We start from the raw sequence: 24,267 nt of genomic DNA, 5'->3' as shown, positions 1-24,267 counted from the left end.
TGCAAGATTAATTCGATTTTACAAATCAAGCAACAATGTTGATACTTATTTTTAACAAACATATCGGAGATTAAGAATGGCAGGATTTAACAAGGTTGTATCCTCATACGAAGAAGCTATGTCAGGGCTTGTAGATGGCATGACGGTGATAGCAGGTGGTTTTGGCTTATGTGGGATACCAGAAGGACTGATAGCCCAAATCAAGAAAATGGGGGTCTCAGGCCTTACTGTAGTTTCTAATAACTGTGGTGTAGACGGATTTGGTTTGGGTCTTTTACTAGAGGACAAACAAATAGCAAAAATGGTGTCTTCTTATGTAGGTGAAAATGCCCTGTTTGAAAAACAACTGCTTAACGGTGAGCTGGAAGTTGAGCTTACACCTCAAGGAACGCTAGCTGAAAAAATGCGCGCGGGTGGTGCTGGCATTCCTGCCTTCTACACTGCCACAGGTTATGGCACGCCAGTTGGTGAAGGTAAAGAAGTCAAAGAATTCAACGGTCGCCCTTATATTCTAGAACATGCTATTACTGGCGATTTTGCCATTGTAAAAGCATGGAAAGCAGATACTTACGGAAACTGTATTTATCGCCATACAGCACAAAACTTTAATCCTATGGCGGCTACTGCAGGTAAAATCACTGTGGTAGAAGCGGAAGAAATTGTAGAGCCTGGTGAATTGAACCCTAGCGAGATCCATACCCCGGGCATTTATGTGAACCGTGTCATTCAAGGTTCATTTGAAAAACGTATTGAACGTCGTGTGGTTAGCAAGGAGTCAGTGTAATGCTTAGTAGAGAACAAATCGCAATGCGCGTCGCTCAGGAATTTAAAGATGGCGATTACGTTAATTTAGGCATCGGTATCCCTACCCTTGCAGCTAACTATGTACCAGATGACATCAGCGTGATGCTGCAATCAGAAAACGGTCTTTTGGGGATGGGACGCTACCCGACTGAAAGTGAAATTGACGCTGATATGATAAACGCTGGTAAAGAAACGGTAACGGCTATCACGGGCGCGTCTATTTTTAGTAGCGCTGAGAGCTTCGCTATGATCCGCGGTGGCCACGTTGATTTTACTGTACTTGGCGCATTTGAGGTTGATGTATCGGGCAATATTGCGTCTTGGATGATACCAGGCAAACTAGTTAAAGGCATGGGCGGTGCTATGGACTTAGTTGCTGGCGCGAAGAACATAATTGTTACCATGACCCATACCGACAAACACGGTAACCCAAAACTACTTAGCGAATGTACCTTACCGTTAACCGGTGTGAACTGTATTACGCGCATTATTACCGACTTAGCAGTGCTGAGTGTTGAAGACGGCGCATTTGTACTTCAAGAACGCGCCCCGGGCGTCAGCGTTGACGAAATTAAAGAGAAAACGGGCGGAAAGCTTGTTGTTCCTGAAAATGTACCTGAAATGCAGTTTTAAATTCTGCGTTTAATTGTGCATCGAAAGGTCGCGCTTATCACTTAGCATTTATGCTTTTGTAGTAAGCGCGCACCATTGAGTTAACTCACATTTTTGATTCAACTTTATATTCTTCTTTTAATAACTATTGTTACAAGTGCCCGCCTTCAGTAATCAAACTTACAAGCCTTTCCAATAAACCTTTAAATGCACCGTGCATTAAGGGATAATGCGCCCGAATGTCATTTTAAAAAGGCTATACCTTCTTGCTAGTTACTGATTTACCTGTTCACCACAAAATTATTTCAAAGCTCGAAACGAAAAACATTTCGACGCTAACCGAAATTCAAGAACGCACTATGCTGCCTGCTATTCAGGGCAAAGATATTATTGCGTCATCAAAAACGGGGTCAGGTAAAACCTTCGCCTTTTTAGTGCCAGCTATAAACAGGCTAATGTCGCAAAAAGCCCTTAGTCGTCAAGACCCTCGCGCACTCATTCTTGCGCCAACTCGCGAGCTAGCCAAACAAGTTTTCATTGAAGCAAAATCAATGTGTACGGGTTTAAACCTTACTTGCTCGCTTATTGTGGGTGGTGAAAACTATAATGACCAGGTTAAAGCCCTTCGCCGTAACCCTCACATTATCGTTGGTACCGCTGGTCGTGTAGCCGACCATCTATTAGATAAAAGTGTGTATTTAAATGGCTTAGAGCTGCTTATTTTTGATGAAGCTGACCGTATGTTAGACTTAGGCTTCTCTGCTCAGCTTAAAATGATTAACGACTATGCTGATCACAGAAAGCGTCAAACTATGTTGTTTTCTGCCACGCTCGATAATATTGAGCTAAAGCATATGACAACGCAGTTAACCAAAGGCGCTGTTCGCGTAGCTGTAGGAGACTCAACTGCAGAGCATGGCGATATCGAACAGAAGTGCTTCTTTGCAGACAATGTTGATAACAAAGATCAAATTTTACAATTTGAGCTAGCCAATCGTACCTACAACCAAGCTATCGTATTTACTGCTACCCGTGAAGATACCGATAGAATTGCAGCCCTGCTTAACGAAAAGAACTTAGAAGCTATTGCTCTTCGTGGTGATATGCTACAAAGCCAACGCGCAGCAGTCATGAGTGCGTTTGCTCGTGGACAGCACAGTATTCTGGTTACTACCGACCTCGCCTCTCGCGGATTAGATCTATCAAAAGTAGGTTTGGTAGCTAACTTTGACCTTCCTAAGAACGCGGATGAATACATTCACCGTATCGGCCGTACAGGCCGTGCTGGGCAAAAAGGCGAAGCATTCTCGCTAATTGGCCCTCGTGACTGGAACAGTTTCGAAGGGCTTAAGAATCACCTTCAATATGCATTAGAGTGTTCACCGCATGACGAATTCTCGGCGTCTTTTAAAGGTTTTACGCCGAAGAAAAAAGTATCGAAACAATCAAATGCGAAAAATGGTAAAAAGCGCGTAGCGAAGCCAGCAAAACCTGGCACTAAAAAGCGTGTCGATACCATGTCTGGAGAAGATATCGGTATGGTTCCTGTAAAGCGCAAGCCAAGAAACACTCTGCCTGACGACGACGAATAGACGTCTAAATTGTAGTTAGAACTATCACCGCCGCTAGTCACAATTCAATGTTGAATAGCGGTGTGTAGCCTTTCGCTTTGTTTTTAATCACATTTTCTTACAGCACTTTGATAGTACACCTCGCCATCCTATGCTTTACTACGAATATAGCAAAAAGTCGATTGTGCTGACTACTCGCTTCAACTGTTTGTAACAAAGCGTGTAAGCGGCACACACTCCCCCCTTTAAAATGGATTTTAGCCACATGAAATTTATAAAGTTCGTATCGTTAGCCTTGTTTATAGTAATAGTCGTTGTGGCACTCTCCTATGAAAAAATAATAGCACGCGTATTGTTGCCCCAGTACATAGAGTGGGCACATGAAACAGATATGAAAGGCTTAGAAATAGGTCAACCGTTGAATGAAGAAGAATTGGCGCTAGCAGCGGAAATAGGCTTAAAACAGCCTAAGAAAGTAAGACTTATTTATGTAGATGAAGTGCCATATCCCTACGAAAACTTCGCTCTTAAAGTGTTTGGCGAAGCCGTTGGACTTGTTGGAGAAGGAATAATAAATAACGCACAAGTTTTCGGCTATTCGATTTATGCTCGTAAAGATTTCGAGCTTAATAGACCCAAGCTAGCCCACGAATTAGTGCATGTGTTACAAATTGAACGAGCCAGTTTAGATGAAGTTGTCACCCAACACTTTTTTGACATGGCTGAATACGGTTACGATAAAGCACCGCTAGAAGTAGAAGCGTCTAAAGCCAATACAGTATACAGCGCTGATTGGTAATCCATATTCACTGTAGTTTGTTTTTTAGAGCGCCGGTACTTATTGTTTAGAGTAGTGTTAGCGGTCCGTTTTAGACAAGAAACGGATGTTCTGACCTTTTACTTGAAAAGCAAAACTGCGAGTACAGACGCCCGGATTTGGGGGAAAGATCAAATTATGAAAAGAAATTTTTTTATTATGATAGTTATACTTCTTACCGCAGCTTGTAACGGTAATTCAGATAGCAACGACGAACAAAGATCTATTACTGTTTTACCGTTCCAATCACCTTGTTTCACTTTGGAACAGACACTTTGCCTAGTAACGAAAACAGGTGCATCTGATCAGACTAATATGATCGCAAACGAAATCATTGGTTTTGAGCATTTATGGGGCTACACCTATGATATTACTGTCATTGTCAAAGACATAACTCCTCCTTCAGCCGATGGTTCTAATAAATCATTCACTCTCAAATCAGTAGATAACAAGTCAGAAGATGAAGTAGGTACGATATATGAGATAACCAATGTCGAATTATTGGACAGAACGATTACGAAAGAAGACAGTGTCTACTTTTTTATTGGGAAAGAATTCAGTTGTGAGAATTTGGATTTATGCGAAGGCCTGTTAGGAATGAATAACTCTGGAGGAATCGTTGACATTCAATTTGAGTACATTGGAGATGGTGAAATATCGTTAAAAAGTTGGATGTAAAGCCAGATAATATTACGCTATAAGTTCATTGAGACAGGTATTTTTGAGTTGTGCCTGTTATAGGCGAACCTCGGTTCGCTTATAAATAAATCACTACTGGCGCTGTACAACTTTACTCAGCCCACGTATACACATACGTTCGCAAAACTGGTGAGTGAAAGATAAGACGAATCGATATTTGTGCTTGGCCACTTTACTTACAATACCGACGTTCAAGGCTATCTTAAAGGCGATCAATCTCGCCTTAAACACGAGTCATCAAACTCAAGACATAAAAAAACGAGTGCTTAAAAGCACTCGTTTCGCTTGGTTCTTCTGCGGGGCCTAGGCCTTCACGCCTATCGAAGGGTACCGAAAAGCCTTAGTCGACGATAAGTGTCACTAAGTTTAAACTTAGTACTCCCACCACCCTTCTTGCCACCATTCCAAAAACTCTTCAAAGTCGATGTAACCATCGTCGTTACTGTCGATAAGCTTAAAGCCTTCTTGTACGTGGCTAGCTTTCGTTTTTGGTGAAATAACGGTTAGAAGCTCGATGAACTCCGGCAAATCGATTTGGCCATTGCCATCACGATCGAAAAAGCTGAAGTCCTTTCTAATTTCTTCAATTTTAGATTCTGAAAGTTGAGTGCTCACTCGCATTCCTTATTTCAACTGCAATAAGCACGAGTGTAACGCCCTTCTTTCTAGCTGTCTACGCTTGATTTTCTTTTGCTTTAAGTGCGCGTAAACGTTGAGCTTCTGCTTTCTCCTGACGCTTTTGTTCCATGGTTAGACGCGCTTCAGTACCTACATGCTCCTGTTGACGCTCTTTCGCCAGCTGAACCTGTTTTTCACGTTCTCTAAAGCGAGCAATTTGGTCGTCGGTATGAGTACCAAAGCAATGTGGGCAGCTTACACCTGGCTCATACTTATCGCTTTGTTTGTCTTCTTCAGTAATAGGAAGTCTGCACGCGTAGCACTGCTCGTAGTGGCTTTTCTCTAAGTCATGGTTAACTGCAACGCGATTATCAAATACAAAGCAATCGCCTTCCCACAATGACTCTTCTTTCGGTACATCTTCAAGATACTGTAGAATGCCACCTTCTAAATGATAAACCTCTTCAAACCCCTGCTCTTTTAAATAAGCCGTCGACTTTTCACAGCGAATTCCACCTGTGCAGAACATAGCCACTTTTTTGTTTTTTGATGGGTCGAGTTCTTTTGCTACGTATTCAGGAAATTCGCGAAACGTTTCGGTTTTAGGGTCTATAGCGTTTTTGAACGTACCGATTTCAATTTCATAACCGTTTCGTGTGTCAATTACCGTAACATCTGGGTCGCTTATAAGTGCGTTCCAGTCTTTAGGCTTAACGTAAGTGCCAACGGTTTTGCGCGGGTCGATACCCTCAACGCCCATGGTCACGATTTCTTTCTTAAGTTTTACCTTGGTGCGGTAGAACGGCTGTTCATCGTGAAGTGACTCTTTGTAAGAAATAGGATTGATGCGTTCGTCGCTATTCAGATAAGCGAGCAATGCGTCGATACCTTCACGGGTACCAGAAACTGTACCGTTGATGCCTTCGTGGGCAAGAAGAAGTGTACCTTTGATGCCATTGGCTTCCATTGTTTCTAGAAGCGGTTGGCGGATTTCTTTGAAGTTTTCAAGCGCAACAAACTTATACATTGCGCATACAATATATTTAGACATATTTTAACCTTTGCTGATTGGAGCGTAAGACCAGTGCAAAAATGCGGCGCGCAATATAACAAAAAGGAATGATAAAAACTAGGGCGGATGTGGTTTAGTATTCTAAAGCCTGAGCGGGTTTGGCATGCATCCAAGAATTTGAAGAACTACTAAGCAATATTCTCAAATGATGGAAAGTTTGGCGGGTTCCCTTGTTGTAGGTGGCTCTCTTTATCTTGTGAAGAAAGGATATCGTATAGCAGCGTATTGTCTTCCTTCACAGTGTTGGCGTATTGCTTTTTCAATCGCTTTTGTGTTGCCAAACTACAGTTCTCAACGATATCGTCTGGCAAACGTTTAGCATCATCAGTTTGAGCCAATGGCGCAGGTTTCATACTCAAATATAGCCTAGCCGACGTATAATCTTGGGAAACAAGTGTGGAAAATACATGCATAGCCTCCCACTCACTTTCATTCGCAGCTAAAGCTGGCCGCCGATAATGGTTAAGCGCTGCCAGTTGATTTTCAACACTGTCTTTTTTGTCTAACTCGGAACTTGCTGCCTCAATTTCAAAGGGCTCTGCAACGCTATGTTGCTGCATAGCAAGATACAAAGAGAATAACGCCCCTTGAGCTGAGGCACGAGCAAGCACACCACTTCTCTCCCAGTAAATACTGGGGTCTATTGGAGTTTGTTCGTTCGCATTAACGCTATCAGGTGACATTCATCATTATTTCTACATTTGTATACTTATGTTTTCGGCAAGATAATGTTTTTCTTAAGCTTATTTTATAAAGTTAGATATACTCTTATTTAGTATTATCGCGCTTATTCATGGATTCGAAATGCAATTTAGCAACAAACAAGTACTGATTGTTGAAGACCAACGCCCTTTCCTTCTTCTTTTAAAGGGCCTGATGCATTCGATGGGCGCTACCGATGTTGTGACCAAGTCCTCTGCTGAACAAGCAGTATCACTGTGTAAAAAGCACAAATTTGATATTGTTATCTGTGATCTACATCTGGGGGCTGACAATAAAAACGGCTATGAACTCATTGAGGAATTGCGTACTCGCAGGCTTATTAACCCTACGTCGGTATTTATACTTATAAGTGCTGATAGTGCTCGGCCTGTAGTCTTGGGGAGTATTGAGCGTCGTCCCGATGATTTCCTTATTAAGCCGTTTTCACAGGTACAGCTGAAATCTCGTATTGTTCGCGCGTGGCAAAAACGACAGTTTCTGCAGCAAGCGTTTAGTTTAACTGAACAGGGCGAATGCAACAGCGCAATCGATCATATTGAAGCTTTGTTAGACGCGCCATCTCATTACAAAGGCCATTGTGAACAACTGTTAGTAGAGTTGTACTGGCGTATTGGTCAGCCAGACAAAGCTTTAGATGTATTACGCGACTATATAGACGGCAAACCTGTGCTTTGGGCGCAAATAGCCATTGGAAAAACGTACCTGCAACTAAAAGAATATGAAAAAGCCATAGCTACGGCAAAGAGAACGTTAAAACGCAACCGATTCAATGCTGACGCCCATGATATTCTAGCCCAAGCCTATCATGCGTTAGCAACGGGCGATAAAGCGCTAGAGTCGATAAAAGAGGCAATCAAGCTTTCTCCCTACTCTTTACCGCGGCACTATAAGGCGTGTGAGATTGGCAGAAAAAACGAAGATCTCGTACTTGCAGCCAGTTCTAGCCAAGCAATTTGGGACTTATCAAAGCGTACTGTTCATAAAACCAGTTTACACTGGTGCGGTATTATCCGTAGCCTTTTAGATGTGGCTGAGTTCGCAGATGACAAGCGCCAACGTAATAAGTATCAGCAAGAAGCATTGCTTACTTTGCAACGTGGCAAATTCGACGAACATCTTCAAAAAATGGATCGCGATTTTGACGTAGACATCTTTGGGACTATTGTAAATGCGCGAATAAGCGCAATTGATGGAAAGCTAATCGACGCTAAACGACATTTAACAACCTCCCAGTCGCTTTTAGACGACAAGTACACCGAAGTCCCTACCGCCTTTATACCTGATAGTATAAATGTGATGTACAAATTAGGTGAATTCGATGACGCATTGCAATTAAAGGCGCTTTTAGTGTCTCGACAAGACGAACTCGATCAAAACAGTTTAAACATGTTAGATGCACAAGCCCTCAACGCACAGAAAAACCTAGCAAGCTATCAGCAGTTTAACCGTGAAGGTATTCAACACTATCAGCAGCAAGACTATGAACGGGCGAAAGCCTCATTTTCACTTGCTCAAGGCTTTGCACCTGTCAACACTGGCGTAGCGCTAAACTTGCTTCAGTGCTTGCTTCAAATTGCAATTAAAGAAGATAAAGCAGAAATGAAGCTAATTAATGAATGTAAGCGGTTGTTTAAATTGATTGACGATATGTCGCTCAAAGCACCCTATAAAGAAAAATACACCAACTTAAGAGATGAACTTTCTAAATATATTGGTTTTTGAGTAAGAATACGGGTGATCTATGAAAGCGTTTATCCTCTTTTGTCACAAGGCGACAAAAGCTTCGATCCAATGGTCTACAGGATTGATAAACTGTAGTAGCTCGTATCTGGTCTGACAGACAGCTATGAGCGTTAAGCGGACCTTAAAGATTACTAACGCGCTTGTCCGCTGTAGGCCTGAAGTAGGCGTTTATATAAGATTACAATTGATAACCACTTAATCTTCCCTCAAATAATTGCCTTTTTTCTTTTAAACAGAGTCAAGCTTTCAGAGAGTTAATTGTTTTAATATTCTCACTTCGTTCCGATGTATAGGGCGGTATAGAGTATGTACCCACAGCATGTGCTACTAAATCACTCACCCCCTCAGAGTACAGAGAAACCTCTCCAACCACGAGAGTACGGCCGACTTTTATCAGAGAACATTCCGCAATGATTCGCTCATTTGCCGATGGCTTACGTAAGAAATTGATGTTAAGGCTAGTTGTTACTGCCAATGGCACGATGCCAATTTTACCAAGTATCGCCACATAAAGTGCCACATCAGCCACACTCATCAAAACAGGCCCCGAAACCGTTCCGCCAGGACGTAATTCATCCTGACCTACATGATGAGATACAGTCGCTCTACCGTTGCTCACTGCTTCCACAACGCATTTGCTTTGTGGAAACTCCGATTTCATGAAAGCGATAACTTCTTCTTTTGTAGCTGTCATTGAGACTCCTTAAATATTTATTCACGTTTATAGGCACCTGGTGGAGCGTTGCTCCAAGACTTCTATACCCCATTGTAAGCCTAGTTTCTCTTCCACCAATGCAAAGTCCTGACTTTCGTACAGAAGCTAGAATTTTATCGTCCCGTTTGATCGTCCAAATCTCATTGCTTGGATTATCTAGCCTTCCAATAAATTCCGCCATGCTACTCGCCACTGAACATGCAAATCCCGACCAAAATCAGCCACTGACTGAGTTGAGAGACTAGCGGAAGCTACAAACTGTTAATCAAGTTCGACCACTATTTTACCAATCTGCTGATTGGACTCCAGATAGTGATGCGCTGCTACTATCTCTTCAAATTTAAAGCTTCGATCAATGACAGGCTTGAGTGTTCCCTCGGATAAACCCGAGTGGATAAATTGCTTTGCTCTGCGAAAACGCTCGATGTCTTTTATAACTTCAGTAAACACATATCCCCTTACTGTCAGACTTTTACGAAGTGCTATTTTTAAGGGAAAAGGAGTGACTTCGGGACTTAATGCTCCGTGTACTATTATTGTTCCTTCAGGGCTCATTGCTTCAGCAATTTCAGCTATCTGCGGCCCACCGACAGCATCAAATGCGACTTTTAAATTGTTTGCTCCCAAGATGCTTATCAAGCTATCCAGTAGCGGTTCTTCTTGGGTTGCAATCACATGGGCCGCGCCAGCCTTGAGCACAGCAGCCTTTTTAGCTCCTGTTAGAGTTGTAGCGATAGGGATACCCCCCAGAGAATTCACAATTTGAATCGCAGCCAATCCAACACTGCTCGATGCAGCGGTTATCAGTACTGCATCGCCTTTTTGCACGTTAGCAATTTCGACCAAAGCGCCATAAGCTGTCAGGTACTGCATCCAAGCTGCTGCGCCTTCAGCAAAGGTTAGTCCTGCTGGTTTAAGTGCCACACATTCACTTGGTACGACAATCTCTTCTGCGTAGCAGCCATTCTGAGAAAGCCCCACCTGAGGGACAATACAGACCTCGTCCCCAAGGCGTAAATGATCTACCTCTTCCCCGACTTCAATGACTATCCCGGATGCTTCATAGCCAATTCGCGAAGGGAAGTCAGCCTTTTCTATATAGCTGCCTCGCCTAAACATGGCATCAGCACGATTGAGCCCAACAACTTTGACCGCAATACGTACATCAGTGGCCTGCAAACTTGGACTCGCGATCGAGTCAATAGTTAATACCTCGGGGCCACCTAATTCATGGAAACGAACAGTTCGAATTAGTTTTCTTGGGCTCATATGCATCCTCAACAAAGACTTTTTAAGCAATTACATCAATAACTTTTTAAGCAATTACATCAATAACTACTTTACCCATGGAGCCCAACTCTACGGCATTATGTGCATCCATTGCCGTGTCTAGGGAAAAGCGTAACGGATCGAGTAGTGGCTTAATTTGTCCAGCTTCAACAAGAGCCGTAATTTGCCGCAGAATGTCACCATGATGTTTGCGCCCCTCTCCGCTGAGCTGTGGATGTAACACAAAAATCGCTGACAATGTTGCAGAGCGTAATGACGACGGTGCCAGGTTATGTGAGCTGAATGCAGCACAGCTTAAAATTTGTCCATAATGTGCAATGATACCTAATGAGGCATCGAGTACAGAGCCACCGACAGTGTCGTAAATGATATCGAATCCTTTACCTTGGGTGTATGCGTCCACGTACTCAGCAGGGCTTGCAGTGTGATAATCAATTGGCGTGGCACCAAGCGCCTTGAGCAGTTCTTGTTTTCCAGTCGATGCAGTGGCATAAACGTCGGCACCTAAGGCCTTAGCAATTTGCACAGCTACATGCCCAACTCCGCCAGCTCCACCTTGGATTAGGACTTTCTGGCCCGCTTTGACATTCGCCTTGTCAACCAAACCTTCCCAAGCGGTAAGTGCAACCAGAGGTAAAGCCGCAGCTTCACGCATGGACAAATTTTTCGGTTTGAGATCAAGTAACTCAGCATCTACGTTGGCATATTCAGCCAATGATCCTTGCAATCCTCGCACTCCGCCAGTCAGACCATAAACTGCATCGCCTACTGCAAAGTCGGTGACGCCGTCGCCGATAGCAGCAATTTCTCCAGCTAAATCGGTGCCAAGTACTGCGGGTAATTCCGGCATGGCATAAGGAGCGATACCTTGGCGGATTTTGTAATCAATAGGATTGACTCCACTTGCAAATATTTTTACTTGCACCTGACCTGCTGATGGAGAGGGTAAGTTAATCAGGGCATCCCGGAATACTGTCCCCTCTTCATAGCTATCTAATACCAAAGCACGCATTTGTCTGTTTAACGCTGTCATCAATAACCTCACAAACTGAATATTCAGCGGGTGGTTAAATCACCCGCTGGTTAATAGGTCTTTTATTAAACGATTTAAAACTCTTGAACAGTTGGGCGCAGAACAATCTCGTTGATATCCACATCCGCAGGCTGCTCAATTGCGTATGCGATAGCACGAGCAACAGATTCAGATGGAATTTCATTTTGCTGATAAAAATCTTTTACAAAGGCTGCCCCCTGAGTATCTGAACTTCCATGTTTTAATTCAGATTCGACTGCCCCCGGTGAAATGATTGTTGAACGAATTTTACCCCCAACTTCATGGCGCAAGCCTTCGGCAATAGCGCGAACAGCGAATTTGGTTCCGCTATAAACCGTGCCGCCGGGACTGAATACTTTGATACCCGCTACGGAGGAAATATTGATAAAGTGGCCTGTTCCCTGAGCCTGAAAGATCGGAAGCGCTGCGGCTACTCCATACAGCAGACCTTTAACGTTGATGTCAATCATGCGATCCCATTCGTCAACCCGAGTCTCAGCTAACGGTGCAATCGCCATTAACCCTGCATTATTGATAACCACATCAATTTTACCGAAGCGCTCTTGTGCAAGATTTACAAGGGCCTTCACTTCGTCCTGGCTAGTCACATCTGTCGCTTGAACCGCAACTTTTCCACCCGCTGTGCGTATGTCAGCAGCAATAGCTTCAAGCTTGTCGATGCGTCGGGCACCCAAAACAACAGATGCGCCAAGGCTGGCTAAATGTCTTGCCGTGGTCTCGCCTAAACCGCTGCTACCACCAGTGATAACAACGACCTTACCGCTGATGTTATTTGCTAAAACACTGCTCATAGTTAATATCCTCAAATCAGTTGAATAAATGACTCTGTCTAAATAACGAGCAAATTATCCCTTACCGTCAAAAATCAATAAATGGAAACGTTTTAATTTCACAATTCCATAATTTGGAATAATATTTATGTATTCATTTCAAACCTGAATGTGACTGTGATGCTTAACAGATTGGAAATGCTCCGGATATTTTGTACTGCTGCTGAGTCTCGCAGCTTTAAAGAAGCGGCTAACCGTCTGGGAATTTCTCCTCAGGCAGTCACACGAGCAGTGAAGGAGTTAGAGCGATTGCAAGGGGAGCTTTTATTTCATCGAAATACTCGACACATACAAGTGACCCTAGTTGGAGAAAAATTTGCTGTGATAGCAAAAGAACGCCTGCGTGCTGTAGATGAATTGTTTCAAACAAGCACCCCTAATTCGGGTAATGAATTACAAGGGCGGGTTCGTATCGCAGCGCCTGTTGGTTTTGGTCATAAATGCTTAATGCCAGTATTACTGGAACTTTCAACAATACATCCTCAACTGGATATAGACCTGACACTCAGTGACGAGCGCGTGGATGTAGTTGACGAAAAAATAGATATTGGGATTCGTATCGGCTTCATGAGAGATAGTCGATTTATTGCCCGCCAGCTCACCAAAATTAATATGTATGTCGTGGCTTCGCCTGAGTTAATAAACAGAGTGGGAAGGCCTGCGTCTATTGAAGAACTAAACCACTTGCCCGTTACAGGGTTAGTAGATCGCAATACGGGAAAGCTTTGGCCATGGGTTTTTTCCATGGACAGACAGTGGACGCCATCCATAACACGTTTTCGAAGTGCCGACACCGAAGCTGAATTAATGGCTATACAAAATGGACTAGGTTTTGCTCAAATTCCCGACTTTTTGGTCCAAGACTTATTACGCCAAGAGAAACTTGTGAGAGTGCTAGAAGAGGTCGAGCCGGTGCCCTGGGATTTATATATTTATCGCCCTCAACGTGGTCCAGTACCACAACGTATTCGATTGGTTTTTGATCACTTGGTGTCAAGATTGAGTGTTCGCTAATGGCACATATGCGACTGCCAGATTTGATTGAGTCCTATTATCCAAATCTGACAGTTTAAGTAGAGACTGATTCAGATAAACTAACGCCTAAAATTATCAACTGTTTCTATTAGCTCATCCACATTTTCAACAAGCGTCTTACGCTGCTTTTCTGATAATGTTGAAAATATCTCGGCCAAAAGTGTAGCCGTCACGGTCATATTATGGGCGCTACTCTGTTTGTACACTTCACTTTTGTAGTCGTCTGGATTTTGCATAAGAGCCACCAACTCTTCTTCAAACTGTTCATTTTGTCTGCGAGTAACAAACAATTTTCGCGCCGCGTTCTGAATGTTTCTGCGATACTCAAGCCATGCATCGCCTGTAGAAATAAACTGTTGTGCATAAGTGCTCACAATTTGCTTCTGCTCACCGCTTAATCTTCCAATGCGTTCGCTGATCGTTTCCTCTATGCGCTCAATTCTATCTTTAAGTCTCTGTGCTTCAGACTTATCCAGCGCCTCTTGTCGCTCTTCCTCTTCTTCCTTATTGTCCTTTTCTAAAGCGGCAAATAAATTCACTACTTGTTCGTCGTCGAGCGTTTTAGCGATAGTAGCAAGCTGCGGACTGATTTCATCACGGACACGTTCCCAATGAGCTCTCCCCCGTTCAAGGTGGTTAAAAATAGTCTCGGAATCTAGCGTGCCGTTTTCGATCTGGCGTTTAACATCCTCAAGGTGAGCTTTATAACGGGTAAGCTCACTGTTTTTATGCCATCTCAACCAGTTTTGTAGATAAGCGTCAAACTTCTCTTCTTGTTCATCCTTAAGTTCAATATAGTCATCCATATACCAATAAACCCACCAATCCAGGTTGTTGTAGGCCAGCTTTGAACTGCACGAAGTAAGAAAAATCAGGAAGAATAGAACCAATAAAGAACGCATAACATATCCTTTTTTACGTTAACTACGCTGTGGTGAGCAAATCCGCTTAATACTGTGTGGTTAAAAATTGAATTTAACATTGATATCGCGCAACAAATACATGCAATAGAGCACTTTACGTTACACAGCCTTTACTCTACTTTAATGACATTGCCTGTAAAAAGAAGGACTTTAATGTGTCAAAACGTGTCGCTATATTAACGTCTGGCGGAGATGCGCCAGGAATGAACGCCTGTATTCGCGCCACAATTATTGCGTGTCAGAAGGCTAACTTCACCTTGCTTGGATATAAACATGGTTACAATGGTCTACTCCAGCAAGAGTACATTTCGCTATCCCTCGACTCGACCCATAACCTTATTCAACAGGGCGGCACTATTTTACATAGTGCACGATGTAAAGAATTTAAACAGACTGAAGGACTGGTTAAAGCAGCTGAAAACTTAACACAAGCAAATATTGATACTCTGATTGTCATTGGTGGTGACGGTTCGTTTCGAGGAGCGTCAAAGTTGAGTGAACATTGGAATGGTCAAATCATCGGTATACCCGGCACCATTGACAATGATATAGCTGGGACAGACGCAACCATTGGATATTACACTGCTATAGACACTGCGATGAGCTCTATAGACAAGGTTCGAGATACGGCAGATGCTTTTGAGAGAATTTTTCTTGTAGAAGTTATGGGGCGCAACGCTGGGTTCTTAGCGCTTAATGCAGCGCTGTCTTCCGCAGCAGACTATGTGGTGGTTCCAGAGTTCTTCACGTCGGCTGAAGCTGAAATACAAAAAATAGTGAAGCAAATAAAGGCGCAAAGACGACTAAAAGGACCTGTCAGTTTCATTGTGGTAGTGGCTGAAAACGTATGGCCAAACGGTTTGTTGGGCTTAACTGAAGCGCTGCAGCAATATGATATTAATGACGTACGACCGGTAACCTTAGGTCACGTACAACGCGGTGGTTCACCGGTAGCACAAGACCGCTTACTTGCCACTACACTAGGCGAATTCGCTATTAGTTTGGTAGGCAAAGATGTAACGAACGTTATGGTTGGTGAAGTGAACCAGCGCCCTGTAACCGTACCCCTGTCAGACACCTGGGAAAACACCAAGCCGCTCAACGAAGCTCGTGTAGACGCCATGCGTACGCTTATGAATGAACGATATCGTAACGAATGAATGTACGCACAAGTAATGGGTTAACTGACAAAGTAGAAAGCTAACACAGACAAAAAAGGCGTGTTTTATGAAAAACAACGCCTATTTCGTATTGGGAGTTTTACTAAGCCTTACATCTTCATTGCGGCTTTAACTTTATCTCGATGGCTACGGCTTACTTTAAGCTCAGTATCATTTTGAAGTATTAAGTGATATTCGCCACTAATATGGCTCACTAATTTTTTAACAAAGCGAATGTTAGCAATAGCTGAACGATGTACGCGAACGAAGAATTGTGGGTTTAATTCTTGCTCAAGTTCCTTCATTGTTTTGCGCATTATGTGCATGCCATCCAGTGCGTGAACACACATGTAATCGCCTGCAGCATCAATCCACTGAATGTCTTGTACATTGACACGGGTAACTTCTGAGCCATCTTTAATGGCTAATACATCTGGGTACGGGTTGGTTTCAACAGGCTCACCATTTGCCAATTTACGCAAAATCTCTTCGCAATCGTCGCCAGTAAGTTCAGCAACAAGGCTTACCAACTTTTGTGACTGCTCATCTTGATGCTGTGTTGAGAAATATTCACGTACTTTGTTTAACGCAGCGCCAAGACGTTCATCGTCGGCTGGCTTTAAAAGATAATCTAATGCATGTACGTCAAACGCTTTAATCGCGTAGCTGTCATAAGCGGTCACAAAAACAATCATAGGAATAGGTTGTTTCAGTTCACGCAGTTTGTGAATAACCTGAAAACCATTCAGCCCCGGCATTTGAATATCTAAAAATACTAAGTCCGGACGATGTTGTGAAATACTGCTAACCGCTTCTAGGCCGTTTTGACACTCTGCAAGAACTTGCACATCGGCATGACGCTCTAATCTAGCACGTAGGCCTTTACGTGCTAAAGGTTCGTCATCCACTACAATGGTTTTAATCACTTGCTTTGTCATGTTATACGTCCTTAACGTCATAGGGGATGCGAATTCTAACTCGCACACCTGAAGGCTGGTTGTGTTCAATAGAGAATGCAAAATTACGATGATAAAGAGATTGCAAACGCTCTTTTATATTGGCTAAGCCCACGCCGTTTTCACGACTCAGTGTCCCGTTTTTAATATCTGCGCCTGGACCGTTGTCAGCAACGTCCATTAATAAATCGTTACCAAAAGTACGAGCAGTGATTGAAATACGACCACCATTTTCCATCTTAGATATGGCGTGCTTTATCGAGTTTTCAATAATTGGCTGCAAGATCATGCTGGGTACAAGCGCACTTTCGCAACTCTCGTCAATGTCCCATAACACTTCCAAACGATCATCAAAACGCACTTTTTCAATTTCGAGATACAGACGTAACGCTTTTATTTCCTGCCCTAACGGGACGCGCTTTATTGGGTCGTTATCTAACGAATAACGCAGAAAGTCACTGAGACGTGACACCATGGCCTCTGCAGTATCGTTTTCCTTTAACAGGATAAGCGTTGAAATCGCGTTTAGCGTGTTGAACAAAAAATGTGGATTAAGTTGATAGCGCAGCATCTTTATGTGCGCTTGGTGCGCCATGGTGCTTGCCTTTAGCGCATTTTGCTTTTCTTTTTGCAGCATCTGAAAGTTTTTGATGCCAAAGTACACCCCGCTCCAACATCCCACCATGATGAGGGAGTTAATGGTGTTAGTGAAATACATATACCATTCATCTGGGCGATATCCGTGCTTATAGATTTCCCAGTAGTTAATATTTTTCACAACGGCCCATAGCAGCGCAATTAAATAGCACGACACAATCACTATAATGATCATGTTCAGCGGAGACTGCTTCCTTGCCCATCGATAAACGTATCGAAGCGGAATGGTTAACAACCATCCGGCATAGGCATTTAACATGATGATGAATACCCAAATAGGTCTTACATCATGAAGAAATGATCCGATGTAATAAATTATTGCGAACCCTGCCCAGCCTGCACTGTGCAACGTCCAAAATAAACGTTCATTACTTTCTATTACACGCTGAAAGCGACTCACAATATTACCAATTTAAAAACTTATAAGAAGATTATACGCAAGCCTTGCCGCGACCCAAGCATCTTGGTCGTGCCCCTCATGCTTCTGGTCGCAGGGCAAAATCTTGAAATTAGACATGTTTTGATTAAATTACTTTGCTTTCTAGCTTAGTAGCTAATATTCATTCTTTTGAGCCAATGCACCCACCACCATGCGGGGCCTACCAACAGAAAGCGTAAATCGTCAAAAAACGATGGCTTTTTGCCTTCAATGTGATGCCCTACGAATTGCAAGACCCACATAACGACAAAAAGTACTAGCGAGAAAATCCACACTGAAATATTGAGATGATCCAGTGCATTAATTGCACCAAAACACACAATGGTTAACAGCGTCATTGCCGCTCCTATCGGACCTGACAACATGAAATAATAATAAAGCACGGGCACTGCAACAATATGCGCCCACGTAATATCAAACTGTGCTATTACATCTGGAACCGGTAAGCTCCATAATAGCCCCAACGTTACGAAGTAAATGCTGGGTACGGCTATAGCATGAATGATAATGTTAGTTTTATTTTGGTGGCTCTCACCATACTGCATTAAAAGTCGCTCAATGCTTCTCATGTAAATCCCCTTAGCCTGTTATTTTGATTATTATCTAAAGAGCACCCGACCAAGGTTTTTTAAGTTAACAATGTATGTCGGGACAACAGCGTTTTTATCAATTTTTCATCACAGGTAAAGGCGAGCCCATAATAAACCACATCATTATCAAGTTTGTGGTTTTTAACCTTTGCAGTAAGCGCTACTTCTTTACCGTCCAACGAATAGTTTAGCTTAACCTCAGCTTCATCAAGCATTACCGGCCAATTCGGTTTGACCTGTAACGCTACTTTGCACCCTTTTTCGCTTAAATCAATGATAATACCCGTTACATTCTCGTCAGTGGGATAAACCTCTGATTCCAACGTTACCGAAACACCGAGTTGTGCACGTTTTACTGCACGAAGACCAATACTTTCGATGCGTTTCGGAAACGTTGTAATAAGTAAACCCGAGGGCTTGGAGAGCAATTTAAGAACTTTAACTTTAAACGCAATGACCTGGCCGGTATCGCCTTCAAGAACAGACCGTACAACGATGTCATTACCTACTGTAAGGGCATCTCTTGTGGTTATCCACTTTGCCGAAGTTGGTATATGGAATAGCAAGCACTCATCAATGAGCATACCGATGTAGTCAGTTTTGACACGCTTCGGCGCTGCAGGCATAGCGATTTGAAGATCAACCGTATCGCCAGGCACTAACGTACGCAACGATTCCAAGCTTTCTTCGCTAAGTATACTGCTTTGAATTTTTTCAGCCATTTGTGTTTGTTATTGCTGGATTTAATGTCATTTAACTCAATGTACGCATCAAACAAAAACTTATCAACACTACGATAGAAAAGCCGACGGAATAATCGTAAAAATTAGCGGCTAGTGGTGCGCTGTCTATTGGGATTAAACCGATAGATTGATATAGTGACGGGATAGTTTTGTTATCTTTTCGGACGTTTATGCTTTCTGCTCTTCATTACACGTTAACTATTTCAAACTGGCGTGCCCATCAGTTTACTGTCGCACTGCAAATACCTAAGCATTCAGACTCTTCACTTGTACTTACTCTTCCAAGTTGGATCCCGGGAAGCTACATGGTGCGTGACTTTGCCAAAAGCATCGTAGAGTTAAATGTTGAGTGCGCAGACGACTCTACCAAGTCTACTATCGTAAACCTTCCAGTAACCAAGCTAGATAAACAAAGCTGGCGCGTTAATACAAACGGAAAACCTTGTACGGTACATTACACGGTTTATGCTAATGACTTGTCTATTCGCTCTGCTTTTATGAACGACCAATATGCGTTTATAAATGGTACCAGTGCGTTTCTAAAGGTTTCCGGCTTTGAAAATGTGCATTGTGAGGTGGACATTGAGCTTAACGACAGCGATTCTGCAACCTCGAATTGGAAGGCTTATACGTCTATGCCTTCTCGTTGTGAAAGCACAAGCCCGTCTCGGTGGCACTTCATTGAAAAAAATTACGAAGAGCTCATCGATCATCCAATTTATGTGGGCATTGCAGACACTCACAGCTTTGAGGTTGACGGCATTAGGTTCACGTTACTTTTCTCAGGTAACAACAATATTGATTATGAACGCATAGCAAATGACTTAACGCCAATTTGCAAGCACCACCTAGATTTATTTGGTGCTCCACAACCTATTAATAACTACCTGTTTATGACGCTGCTTGCCGACAATGGGTTCGGCGGTTTAGAGCACAAGTATTCTACTGCCCTTCTTTACCCTCGCTTCGACCTTCCTCAAGTTGGTGAAAGTGAGAAAAAAACCGACAGCTACATTACATTTCTAAGTTTGTGCAGCCATGAATTTTTCCACACATGGCATGTTAAGCGCATTAAACCTAGCGTAATGGTGAAACCAGACTTATCTCAGGAAACATACACCAATCAGCTGTGGATTTATGAAGGCTTTACCAGTTTCTATGATGACGTAACCCTTGCTAGAGCCGGTGTTATTGAACCACAGAAATACCTTGATATTGTTGCACAAAATATCAGTCGTCTTTTACAAAACGCTGGGCGCTCTAAGCAAAGTGCAGCAGAAAGTAGCTTCGACGCATGGACAAAGTTTTATAAGCAAGATGCGAGCGCTACTAACAATATCGTTAGTTATTACACTAAGGGAGGCATTATCGCCCTTGGCTTGGATTTATTGCTTCGCAAACAGTCAAACAACAAAGTTAATTTAGATACCTTGATGCAGTTATTGTGGAAACACTATGGCGTGGATGAAAAAGGTACGCCTGATGACGTGATCCAAAATCTATGTACAACGCATTTTGGCATTGATGTTTCAGAATACTTAAATCGCGTGGTGTATGGCACAGACGATGTAGAATTGGCTTCGTTAGTATCTGAAATGGGCGTTAACTATGCGGTTCGTGCTCGCGTGTCAGGTGAAGATAAAGGCGGTGCCTCCTCGCTGCCTGCTATTAAAAATCAGCTTGGCGCCACGTTAAAGCCAGCTACCTTCGGACTTACGGTAATCCAGGTATTTGAAGGTCTTGCCGCAATGAAGGCAGGTATTCTTTTAAACGATGTCATCATTGCGTTAGACGGTCATATCGTCAATGCCCAGAAACTTCAACGCCTATTAGATAATGCCCAAACGTCGCAGGTAGAGTTAACGCTTATTCGAGACGGGCGGCTTCTAACCCTGCCTCTTGAGGTAACTGAGGCAAGAAAAGAAATGGCTTACTTTGAAATCACTGATGATGAAAAGCTTAATCAGTGGCTGGGGAAATAACTCCGCCCTGTAGCGTAAAAACTAAAAAGTAATGTAAAAAATAAAAAGGCGCTTTGAGGTTTATCTAAAAGCGCCTTTGTTATCCCTTTTTACAAAGAGGAATGACTACCTCAATTTAATGGCTATTGTTCAGGCGTACCCGAGATAACAGTCTGTGGGTCTAAGCGAATGTTGCCTAGATTTACACGCCAATCCAAATGAGGGCCTGTGGAGCGTCCTGTTGAGCCTATTGTACCAATCTGCTCGCCTTGCTTAACGGTTTCACCCACTTCTACCGTTATAGTATCCATGTGAAGAAACGTTGAAAACACTCGCATGCCGTGATCTAAAATCAGCGTGTTACCCGAATAGTAAAGGTCATCAGCGAGGGTGACAACACCATCAACAGGTGCATACACAGGCGTGCCTGTTTCGTTTGCGATATCCAAGCCATAGTGCGGCCACTTAGGCACACCATTTAAAATTCGCTGACTCCCGTACACACCAGAAATCACGCCTTTAGCAGGCCATTCAAACTTGGTAAACAGAGCGTCTAAATCAGAGTTTCCGCTTCGCGCGTTTGCTACATTGATATTGTCTTGCTTAATACGCGCCGTCACTTCTGCTGGCGGCGTAACCATTTTTTGCTCTAACCCTTCAATACTCTGAATGTTGTATTCGCGTTTTTCAAGGGTAATGTCACGCTGCCACTTGTTTCCATCTGCTAATTCGACAATTAACGTTTGCTGAAGTGGCGCTTCTCTTTCAAAACCAACAACAAATTTTCCATCTTTATTGGTTTGAACGGTTTCGCCATTAAGCGTTACTTTGGCCCCTGCTGGTGCTTGCCCGCGCAGCAAAGCACCTTGCGTAAATTTGCCGTTCAGCGCAACGTCTATTTGCTCTTGACCCGATAACCCATTGGTCTGGTCGTTTACCTCAGCAGCCGCAGCAGCAACAAATGACATGGAAGCAGCTGCACTAAGCACCACCACACAGTTCAATATACGAGATATTGGATTGCGTAATGTGTCTCTTGAAAGCGTGAATGCCATAGTTAATTCCCTTCCCTATAACTAGCAGTAATCGAACGTTAACCTTTTACTGTGGCGCCTTTACCTACGCCCTCGTAAGCAATGACTTGGCAAACACCATCCGGTGTACGCTTCTTTTGCTCTTCCAAAAGATATTGCGCCAAACACTCAACGGTCGAGTCGGTTTCAATGACTTCGCAATCTGACTTGGGAATTAATAATTCAAAATAGCCCTGTGAAGACTCGTATGCGAAACAGTAGTAATCCGTTTCATCCGCGACTTCACCTTTAAGCTTTCTGTCACTGTAAGCAATTTCGTCTTCACGGGTTGCTATATAGATGTCGGCCCAACGGTCAGCCCAGTATTGCTGACTTTCACTACACACTTTACCGTCAAGAATAATATCAATTCGCGAACGATGACCGTGTGCTATACGCTGGCAATTGCCATCGTGCTTTTTAAGCCCATGAGTATAGTGGTAATAAGGAGAGTTAATAACTTCTTCGCGCAAATGCAGCGTAATGTTTTCAACATTTTCAGGAAGGTGCGTCGCCAACACTTCTTTGAGGTAAACACCAACAGACTCCATGTTTATCTCGTCAGAGTAAACAAATGCATAGGCTTCAGCTGGGCAATGTAACATGATGCTGCGCCCATCAGTGCAGGTAAAACGGGTCTCAACCTGTTCAGAATCGTCATCGTGAATAACTTCTGAGCCGCTGTACTCAGCAGGCACTAGCAACTTGTGGTCAACATACTCGTCGATAAGTCGCTTTAAATTCTTTTTCACGTGACCAAAGTCTTGAACCATGCTCTCTTCGTTAAGTTCACCGTCCAAAATCACATCGACAATCCAGCTTTCTCCTACCATGCCGCGTTGAGGGCAAAGGTAAGAGAAGTCCATCACTGTCAAATCATTTACAAATAATTGCATAACACCCTTGAATCGAGTTTATTTTCTACTGACTAGTATACGTTTTTTATCTTCGCTTCGCAGCGACTAGTCCATTGAAGATTGGCGATTAAGCTGATCTTTTAAATTTGGTGGAATTCCGCGAATAGTTAGCGTATCCGTAGCCGGGTCGTAAAACACCCTGTCACCCATTAATTTGCGTTCGAAGCTTAGCGATATACCACCGCCCTGACCAGTAAACTTAGCGAGTTGTTTTAGCGCTGCCGGGTCTGGCTGAATTTCTTTCTCAAGCGGCACTTCCATAGATTGAGTAAAGGCAGAAAAGTGGCTGCTGGTTTCTTCATTTTGTGGAAGTCGGTTAGCCAGTTCATCTACCGAAAGACTCTCGCCCGCATCAATCTTTTCTTTAAAGTACGATTTTACTTGCTCTCTGTGCTGATGCTGTTCTTGCGGGTCTAGCGACTCACTGGCAAGGTAGGCATCAACTGAAGAGATTAATTGTTTATTTTGCTGTTTGACATCAACCAGCTCTTCGCAGCCTACAAACTGCATGAAGAAGTCAGATACTTTTCGTCCCATTCTACCTTTAATAAAGCTAACGTAACGCTGCTGCTCTGGCTGAATGTCCAACTGAGTTAAATCGAATCGCACAGCTAGCTGCATTTTTGCCAAATCTAGGTGTTCACGAGCAGATAAGTCTAAAGAGTTTGTTACTTCAACGTGCGAACGTGTATTTAACAGTGCAATCATTAAATACTGTGTAGCTAAATACTCGTACTGGCAAAAAATGAGAAAGCCGGTTTCTACTGTACCCGTTTCCGCTAATGTACGAACTAAGCGGTTTGTCGCTGATACTGAGAACGCATGAAAAGCGTCCTCTACATTATCCCCCGCCGCTTTTTGAATATCCATGTATTGCTTAAGACCTTCCGCGAACTCTGCTACGTTCTCTGTGCTTTTTTGCGTAGTCTCTTCGCCTTCTTCGTTTTCCACTTTTGCTTCGCGAGTGACTTCCGTCACGAAGTGGCCAACCCCTTTTCCAGGTTTAGCATTAAAACTGTGGTTTATTTGATGGGCAAGAAGCTCGATTTCCGGGGTAACAGCCAAGCAGTTGTCACGTGGAATTGCTTCAATTTTCTCTTCTTTGTTTACAATCAAACGATGTACAACAAAGTGATGAATCAGTGCACTCATAGAGTATCGGGTGTCCTGTTGCTTAAAAAGTGTCAGAAATATCCAAAGAATTGCGGGATTTTAGAATGAATGATTGTACTCACTCAAACAAC

The 24,267-nt window shown here is 43.1% G+C and carries 24 protein-coding genes; 9 read left to right on the top strand and 15 right to left on the bottom strand.

The window, feature by feature from the left end; translation table 11 throughout:
* Window positions 1-76: 76 nt before the first annotated feature.
* From BGK61_RS10295 to BGK61_RS10275, 5 genes are all read left to right on the top strand, one after another.
* Entirely contained in the window at window positions 77-784 is a 708-nt protein-coding gene (locus BGK61_RS10295; RefSeq protein ID WP_014998377.1) for a CoA transferase subunit A, read from the top strand.
* Window positions 784-1,437: a CoA transferase subunit B gene (locus tag BGK61_RS10290; protein WP_014976576.1), complete on the top strand. Its 654-nt coding sequence runs from the start codon at window positions 784-786 to the stop codon at window positions 1,435-1,437. The genes BGK61_RS10295 and BGK61_RS10290 overlap by 1 nt, the downstream gene beginning before the upstream one ends.
* Before the next feature lie 245 nt (window positions 1,438-1,682).
* Window positions 1,683-3,008: a DEAD/DEAH box helicase gene (locus BGK61_RS10285; RefSeq protein WP_076011240.1), complete on the top strand. Its 1,326-nt coding sequence runs from the start codon at window positions 1,683-1,685 to the stop codon at window positions 3,006-3,008.
* Window positions 3,009-3,252: 244 nt separating this feature from the next.
* Window positions 3,253-3,786: a hypothetical protein gene (locus tag BGK61_RS10280; RefSeq protein WP_076011267.1), complete on the top strand. Its 534-nt coding sequence runs from the start codon at window positions 3,253-3,255 to the stop codon at window positions 3,784-3,786.
* Between the two features lie 156 nt (window positions 3,787-3,942).
* Complete coding sequence (locus tag BGK61_RS10275; protein WP_076011241.1) at window positions 3,943-4,482, top strand: DUF4377 domain-containing protein; 540 nt, start codon at window positions 3,943-3,945, stop codon at window positions 4,480-4,482.
* Between the two features lie 393 nt (window positions 4,483-4,875).
* Here the strand turns inward: BGK61_RS10275 and BGK61_RS10270 are convergent, their stop codons facing one another.
* The 3 genes from BGK61_RS10270 to BGK61_RS10260 form a co-directional block, all read right to left on the bottom strand.
* Window positions 4,876-5,124 (bottom strand): EF-hand domain-containing protein, encoded by a 249-nt coding sequence (locus BGK61_RS10270; protein ID WP_039220280.1) that lies wholly within the window; start codon window positions 5,122-5,124, stop codon window positions 4,876-4,878.
* A gap of 52 nt (window positions 5,125-5,176) precedes the next feature.
* Window positions 5,177-6,172, bottom strand: coding sequence for an oxygen-dependent tRNA uridine(34) hydroxylase TrhO (trhO, locus tag BGK61_RS10265; RefSeq protein ID WP_076011242.1), 996 nt, complete (start codon window positions 6,170-6,172; stop codon window positions 5,177-5,179).
* Window positions 6,173-6,321: 149 nt separating this feature from the next.
* Window positions 6,322-6,876: a VC2046/SO_2500 family protein gene (locus tag BGK61_RS10260; protein ID WP_076011243.1), complete on the bottom strand. Its 555-nt coding sequence runs from the start codon at window positions 6,874-6,876 to the stop codon at window positions 6,322-6,324.
* 121 nt (window positions 6,877-6,997) lie between these two features.
* On the opposite strand from BGK61_RS10260, the gene BGK61_RS10255 reads away from it, so the two are divergent.
* Window positions 6,998-8,638, top strand: a complete 1,641-nt coding sequence (locus BGK61_RS10255) for a response regulator (RefSeq protein WP_076011244.1) — start codon at window positions 6,998-7,000, stop codon at window positions 8,636-8,638.
* Between the two features lie 259 nt (window positions 8,639-8,897).
* Here BGK61_RS10255 and BGK61_RS10250 read toward each other — a convergent pair whose 3' ends face one another.
* From BGK61_RS10250 to BGK61_RS10235, 4 genes are all read right to left on the bottom strand, one after another.
* A complete protein-coding gene (locus tag BGK61_RS10250; protein ID WP_076011245.1) occupies window positions 8,898-9,353 on the bottom strand; it encodes a PaaI family thioesterase in 456 nt (151 codons plus the stop codon).
* A 282-nt stretch (window positions 9,354-9,635) separates the two neighbouring features.
* Window positions 9,636-10,643 carry a zinc-dependent alcohol dehydrogenase family protein gene (locus BGK61_RS10245; RefSeq protein WP_076011246.1) on the bottom strand — a complete coding sequence of 336 codons (1,008 nt, stop codon included), beginning with the start codon at window positions 10,641-10,643 and terminating at the stop codon, window positions 9,636-9,638.
* A gap of 46 nt (window positions 10,644-10,689) precedes the next feature.
* On the bottom strand, window positions 10,690-11,697 hold the full coding sequence (locus tag BGK61_RS10240; protein ID WP_076011247.1) for a zinc-dependent alcohol dehydrogenase family protein: 1,008 nt from the start codon (window positions 11,695-11,697) through the stop codon (window positions 10,690-10,692).
* Between the two features lie 74 nt (window positions 11,698-11,771).
* A complete protein-coding gene (locus tag BGK61_RS10235) occupies window positions 11,772-12,530 on the bottom strand; it encodes an SDR family oxidoreductase (protein ID WP_076011248.1) in 759 nt (252 codons plus the stop codon).
* A gap of 159 nt (window positions 12,531-12,689) precedes the next feature.
* Here BGK61_RS10235 and BGK61_RS10230 point away from each other — a divergent pair, with 159 nt between their 5' ends.
* On the top strand, window positions 12,690-13,583 hold the full coding sequence (locus tag BGK61_RS10230; protein ID WP_076011249.1) for a LysR family transcriptional regulator: 894 nt from the start codon (window positions 12,690-12,692) through the stop codon (window positions 13,581-13,583).
* Between the two features lie 80 nt (window positions 13,584-13,663).
* On the opposite strand, the gene BGK61_RS10225 is transcribed toward BGK61_RS10230, so the two are convergent.
* Window positions 13,664-14,506: a DUF6279 family lipoprotein gene (locus tag BGK61_RS10225; RefSeq protein WP_076011250.1), complete on the bottom strand. Its 843-nt coding sequence runs from the start codon at window positions 14,504-14,506 to the stop codon at window positions 13,664-13,666.
* Window positions 14,507-14,682: 176 nt separating this feature from the next.
* On the opposite strand from BGK61_RS10225, the gene BGK61_RS10220 reads away from it, so the two are divergent.
* Complete coding sequence (locus BGK61_RS10220) at window positions 14,683-15,687, top strand: ATP-dependent 6-phosphofructokinase (protein ID WP_076011251.1); 1,005 nt, start codon at window positions 14,683-14,685, stop codon at window positions 15,685-15,687.
* 110 nt (window positions 15,688-15,797) lie between these two features.
* Here the strand turns inward: BGK61_RS10220 and BGK61_RS10215 are convergent, their stop codons facing one another.
* The 4 genes from BGK61_RS10215 to BGK61_RS10200 all read right to left on the bottom strand — a co-directional run bounded on the left by BGK61_RS10215 (window position 15,798) and on the right by BGK61_RS10200 (window position 19,051).
* Window positions 15,798-16,625 (bottom strand): LytR/AlgR family response regulator transcription factor, encoded by an 828-nt coding sequence (locus tag BGK61_RS10215; protein WP_076011252.1) that lies wholly within the window; start codon window positions 16,623-16,625, stop codon window positions 15,798-15,800.
* A 1-nt stretch (window position 16,626) separates the two neighbouring features.
* Window positions 16,627-17,700 carry a sensor histidine kinase gene (locus tag BGK61_RS10210; RefSeq protein ID WP_044556795.1) on the bottom strand — a complete coding sequence of 358 codons (1,074 nt, stop codon included), beginning with the start codon at window positions 17,698-17,700 and terminating at the stop codon, window positions 16,627-16,629.
* A 146-nt stretch (window positions 17,701-17,846) separates the two neighbouring features.
* Window positions 17,847-18,308 (bottom strand): Mpo1 family 2-hydroxy fatty acid dioxygenase, encoded by a 462-nt coding sequence (locus BGK61_RS10205; RefSeq protein ID WP_076011253.1) that lies wholly within the window; start codon window positions 18,306-18,308, stop codon window positions 17,847-17,849.
* Window positions 18,309-18,367: 59 nt separating this feature from the next.
* A complete protein-coding gene (locus BGK61_RS10200) occupies window positions 18,368-19,051 on the bottom strand; it encodes a PilZ domain-containing protein (protein ID WP_014998361.1) in 684 nt (227 codons plus the stop codon).
* Between the two features lie 191 nt (window positions 19,052-19,242).
* Between BGK61_RS10200 and BGK61_RS10195 the strand changes: the two genes are divergently transcribed.
* Window positions 19,243-21,054, top strand: a complete 1,812-nt coding sequence (locus BGK61_RS10195; protein WP_076011254.1) for a M61 family metallopeptidase — start codon at window positions 19,243-19,245, stop codon at window positions 21,052-21,054.
* Window positions 21,055-21,176: 122 nt separating this feature from the next.
* On the opposite strand, the gene BGK61_RS10190 is transcribed toward BGK61_RS10195, so the two are convergent.
* From BGK61_RS10190 to yejK, 3 genes are all read right to left on the bottom strand, one after another.
* On the bottom strand, window positions 21,177-22,088 hold the full coding sequence (locus BGK61_RS10190) for a M23 family metallopeptidase (protein ID WP_076011255.1): 912 nt from the start codon (window positions 22,086-22,088) through the stop codon (window positions 21,177-21,179).
* A 38-nt stretch (window positions 22,089-22,126) separates the two neighbouring features.
* Window positions 22,127-23,002 carry a 6-carboxytetrahydropterin synthase gene (locus BGK61_RS10185; RefSeq protein WP_076011256.1) on the bottom strand — a complete coding sequence of 292 codons (876 nt, stop codon included), beginning with the start codon at window positions 23,000-23,002 and terminating at the stop codon, window positions 22,127-22,129.
* A 66-nt stretch (window positions 23,003-23,068) separates the two neighbouring features.
* The gene (gene yejK / locus BGK61_RS10180; RefSeq protein WP_076011257.1) at window positions 23,069-24,175 is read right to left on the bottom strand and encodes a nucleoid-associated protein YejK; all 1,107 of its coding nucleotides are present in this window, start codon (window positions 24,173-24,175) and stop codon (window positions 23,069-23,071) included.
* Window positions 24,176-24,267: the final 92 nt, after the last annotated feature.

The sequence above is a fragment of the Alteromonas abrolhosensis genome (assembly GCF_001953635.1).
Lineage (GTDB): Bacteria > Pseudomonadota > Gammaproteobacteria > Enterobacterales > Alteromonadaceae > Alteromonas > Alteromonas abrolhosensis.
The sequence above is the reverse complement of the archived record's forward strand: the minus strand, read 5'-3'. Positions and strand labels throughout refer to the sequence as shown.

Coding starts and splice junctions, on each gene's coding strand:
- BGK61_RS10295 (WP_014998377.1), top strand. CDS start 77: ATGGCAGGATTTAACAAGGTTGTATCCTCATACGAAGAAGCTATGTCA.
- BGK61_RS10290 (WP_014976576.1), top strand. CDS start 784: ATGCTTAGTAGAGAACAAATCGCAATGCGCGTCGCTCAGGAATTTAAA.
- BGK61_RS10280 (WP_076011267.1), top strand. CDS start 3,253: ATGAAATTTATAAAGTTCGTATCGTTAGCCTTGTTTATAGTAATAGTC.
- BGK61_RS10275 (WP_076011241.1), top strand. CDS start 3,943: ATGAAAAGAAATTTTTTTATTATGATAGTTATACTTCTTACCGCAGCT.
- BGK61_RS10270 (WP_039220280.1), bottom strand. CDS start 5,124: ATGCGAGTGAGCACTCAACTTTCAGAATCTAAAATTGAAGAAATTAGA.
- trhO (WP_076011242.1), bottom strand. CDS start 6,172: ATGTCTAAATATATTGTATGCGCAATGTATAAGTTTGTTGCGCTTGAA.
- BGK61_RS10260 (WP_076011243.1), bottom strand. CDS start 6,876: ATGTCACCTGATAGCGTTAATGCGAACGAACAAACTCCAATAGACCCC.
- BGK61_RS10255 (WP_076011244.1), top strand. CDS start 6,998: ATGCAATTTAGCAACAAACAAGTACTGATTGTTGAAGACCAACGCCCT.
- BGK61_RS10250 (WP_076011245.1), bottom strand. CDS start 9,353: ATGACAGCTACAAAAGAAGAAGTTATCGCTTTCATGAAATCGGAGTTT.
- BGK61_RS10245 (WP_076011246.1), bottom strand. CDS start 10,643: ATGAGCCCAAGAAAACTAATTCGAACTGTTCGTTTCCATGAATTAGGT.
- BGK61_RS10240 (WP_076011247.1), bottom strand. CDS start 11,697: ATGACAGCGTTAAACAGACAAATGCGTGCTTTGGTATTAGATAGCTAT.
- BGK61_RS10235 (WP_076011248.1), bottom strand. CDS start 12,530: ATGAGCAGTGTTTTAGCAAATAACATCAGCGGTAAGGTCGTTGTTATC.
- BGK61_RS10230 (WP_076011249.1), top strand. CDS start 12,690: ATGCTTAACAGATTGGAAATGCTCCGGATATTTTGTACTGCTGCTGAG.
- BGK61_RS10225 (WP_076011250.1), bottom strand. CDS start 14,506: ATGCGTTCTTTATTGGTTCTATTCTTCCTGATTTTTCTTACTTCGTGC.
- BGK61_RS10215 (WP_076011252.1), bottom strand. CDS start 16,625: ATGACAAAGCAAGTGATTAAAACCATTGTAGTGGATGACGAACCTTTA.
- BGK61_RS10205 (WP_076011253.1), bottom strand. CDS start 18,308: ATGAGAAGCATTGAGCGACTTTTAATGCAGTATGGTGAGAGCCACCAA.
- BGK61_RS10200 (WP_014998361.1), bottom strand. CDS start 19,051: ATGGCTGAAAAAATTCAAAGCAGTATACTTAGCGAAGAAAGCTTGGAA.
- BGK61_RS10195 (WP_076011254.1), top strand. CDS start 19,243: ATGCTTTCTGCTCTTCATTACACGTTAACTATTTCAAACTGGCGTGCC.
- BGK61_RS10190 (WP_076011255.1), bottom strand. CDS start 22,088: ATGGCATTCACGCTTTCAAGAGACACATTACGCAATCCAATATCTCGT.
- BGK61_RS10185 (WP_076011256.1), bottom strand. CDS start 23,002: ATGCAATTATTTGTAAATGATTTGACAGTGATGGACTTCTCTTACCTT.
- yejK (WP_076011257.1), bottom strand. CDS start 24,175: ATGAGTGCACTGATTCATCACTTTGTTGTACATCGTTTGATTGTAAAC.